The sequence below is a fragment of the Candidatus Neomarinimicrobiota bacterium genome, assembly GCA_022567655.1.
GTDB lineage: Bacteria > Fidelibacterota > SORT01 > SORT01 > SORT01 > JADFGO01.
The window spans coordinates 1-2276 of sequence record JADFGO010000150.1 but is presented as its reverse complement, the minus strand read 5'-3'; the positions used below and the strand labels follow the sequence as shown (position 1 = coordinate 2276).

General features: G+C 43.9%; 4 protein-coding genes. All 4 read left to right on the top strand.

Annotated features, from left to right (window positions below):
• Positions 1–15 precede the first annotated feature (15 nt).
• A complete protein-coding gene (locus IID12_10295; GenBank protein MCH8289473.1) occupies positions 16–804 on the top strand; it encodes a hypothetical protein in 789 nt (262 codons plus the stop codon).
• 56 nt (positions 805–860) lie between these two features.
• On the top strand, positions 861–1331 hold the full coding sequence (locus IID12_10290; protein MCH8289472.1) for a CopD family protein: 471 nt from the start codon (positions 861–863) through the stop codon (positions 1329–1331).
• A gap of 49 nt (positions 1332–1380) precedes the next feature.
• A complete protein-coding gene (locus IID12_10285) occupies positions 1381–1596 on the top strand; it encodes a CDGSH iron-sulfur domain-containing protein (GenBank protein ID MCH8289471.1) in 216 nt (71 codons plus the stop codon).
• A gap of 25 nt (positions 1597–1621) precedes the next feature.
• The coding region (locus IID12_10280; GenBank protein ID MCH8289470.1) for an aspartate-semialdehyde dehydrogenase at positions 1622–2276 on the top strand (655 nt) is incomplete at its 3' end.

Genomic DNA, 2276 nt, shown 5'->3' with positions numbered 1-2276 from the left:
TATTAAGGAATAGTTATGAAATATATTTGTCTGATATGTACGGGGATATGGCTAAGCGTATTTGCAGTGAATGCAATTGCTCAGATAAGCGGCATATCCAATTCCAAGATTGTGGTACCTGCATCGGAAACCGTACCCGCCGGAACATTCGAATTCGAGCCGTCGTTTGAGGTCTTCAGGAGCAATCAGGCCTGGGATAAGGACGGCAGTTCGTTCAGCTTCGGTAACACGGCAACGGAATCCGCTCTCGGTTTCAGGTTTACAGCCGGGTTCAACCATAACATAGAAGCGGGATTGGTCGTCCCGCAGGACGTATCATCTCTGAATTTCGGATTAAAATGGCAGTTCCGGAGCGGCGGCGATGCTTCATTAGCTCTCCAATCAGGCATAAACTTCGATACAAAAAGCGGTGTGAGATCGAATGAAGCAAAAACGGCGAAAATCATCGGCAGCGGGTTGGTATTAACGTATGTAATCTCTGAAAACTTATCGATTGATTCGGATTTCACCGTTTCACATCATTCAAATGATATAACAGACGAACCTGTAAATTGGTCGAATACGTTGAATATCGGGATCGGTTATAATCTGAACGAGAAATTTCAAGGCATCGCAGAGCTTAATTCGGGGCGATCGTACTTCGCCGATTCTGTTTTAACCGCTTCAAAGACGACCGGTGTTTTGGGCTTTACTTATTATGCCAGCGAGTTAGCCAAGGTTATAATGGCAGTGAAATACGATTTATTCGGCTCTAATAACGTTAAAGGGATCGCATATATAGGGGCTTTTACGTTTGTTATTTAATAATTCATCTGAAGAAAATAAATTTCTACGTATTTAATTAAACGAGGAGAATAAAGATGACGGTCGAGTCTATAACAAGTTTCATACACATTCTTGCGGGAGTCACCTGGGTCGGAGGAATTATTTACATGGTTCTCGTACTTCTGCCGTCTCTCGGAGCGATCGAACCGGCGAGCGCCGGAGTGTTGATGGGCGGATTAAGCAAAAGATTTACCAAGGTAGCGTGGACAAGCATAATTCTTCTGATCCTGACAGGAGGTATGCAGATTCAACCGGGAACTCTGTTCGATTTTTCCAGCCAATACGGAACTTTTATTACGATAAAGATTTGCAGCGCACTTATAATGATCCTGGTAGCTCTTTATATCACTTTCTCATTATTCCCAAAGATGGGTAAGCTGGCGCCGGCTCCCGGTGAGGAACCGTCAGAAGAATTCAAAAATTTACAGGGAAGACTTCCCATGCTTGCTAAACTGAACGTATTATTGGGTATATTGGTCCTATTCAGCGTTTCGATGTTGTATTAACGCAGCTTGAAATAAAATTAGGGAATTTGAATAATGGAAGGAAGAATGAATGGAAATACCTGAAAGCGCTATAAAAGTTAAACTTAAGGCAGGAAAAAAATATGCTTTGTGTTCATGTGGAAATAGTAAGACGATGCCGTATTGCGATAATACACATCGTGATGTGAACGAGAAAAAAGGTACAAGTTACAAATCGTTCAAAATCTATCCTGAAACCGACATTTCGGTTCACGTATATTGTGCGAACTGGGATAAACCGGCTTAAAGAAGATTGATCGGTTAACGGAGATATGGGTATTCAGTCGAAAAAAAAGGTAGCGGTTCTTGGGGCAACAGGCATCATCGGGCAAACTCTTATCCGTTTGCTCGAAGATCATCCCTGGTTTACGATTGACGCTCTTGTTGCGTCAGAGTCTTCAGCCGGAAAAAAATATTCTGAAAAGTGCCGGTGGGTTTTAAAAGAGGCTATGCCTGAAAGTGTCAGAGAGATGCAAATTTTGGACACGTCCGCCGATCTCGATGCTCATATACTATTCTCGGCTCTCGATTCGAACGTTGCTGAAGAGATCGAGCTCGATTTCAAGGGAAAAGGACATGTAATAGTGAGTAACGCCTCCAGCCATAGGATGGCGAGTGACGTTCCTCTTGTCATACCGGAGGTAAATCCCGACCATCTACAGTTGGTCAATAACGGCGGGAAGGGCGGATGGATAGTCACGAACCCGAACTGCTCCGCTGTTGTGATCGCTCTTGCTCTTGCTCCCATCTCCGGAGAATACGGTATCGAACGGATGTATCTGACTACCATGCAGTCCTCATCCGGTGCGGGTTATCCGGGTACACCATTCCTTGATCTGAACGGCAATATCATCCCGTTCATAAAAGGTGAGGAGCCGAAAATAGAAGCCGAGCTGAAAAAAATATTAGGCACGATGAAGAATGGAA

Excerpts from the sequence above, each read along its gene's own strand:
- IID12_10290 (MCH8289472.1), top strand. The coding sequence starts at position 861 with ATGACGGTCGAGTCTATAACAAGTTTCATACACATTCTTGCGGGAGTC.
- IID12_10295 (MCH8289473.1), top strand. The coding sequence starts at position 16 with ATGAAATATATTTGTCTGATATGTACGGGGATATGGCTAAGCGTATTT.
- IID12_10285 (MCH8289471.1), top strand. The coding sequence starts at position 1,381 with ATGGAAATACCTGAAAGCGCTATAAAAGTTAAACTTAAGGCAGGAAAA.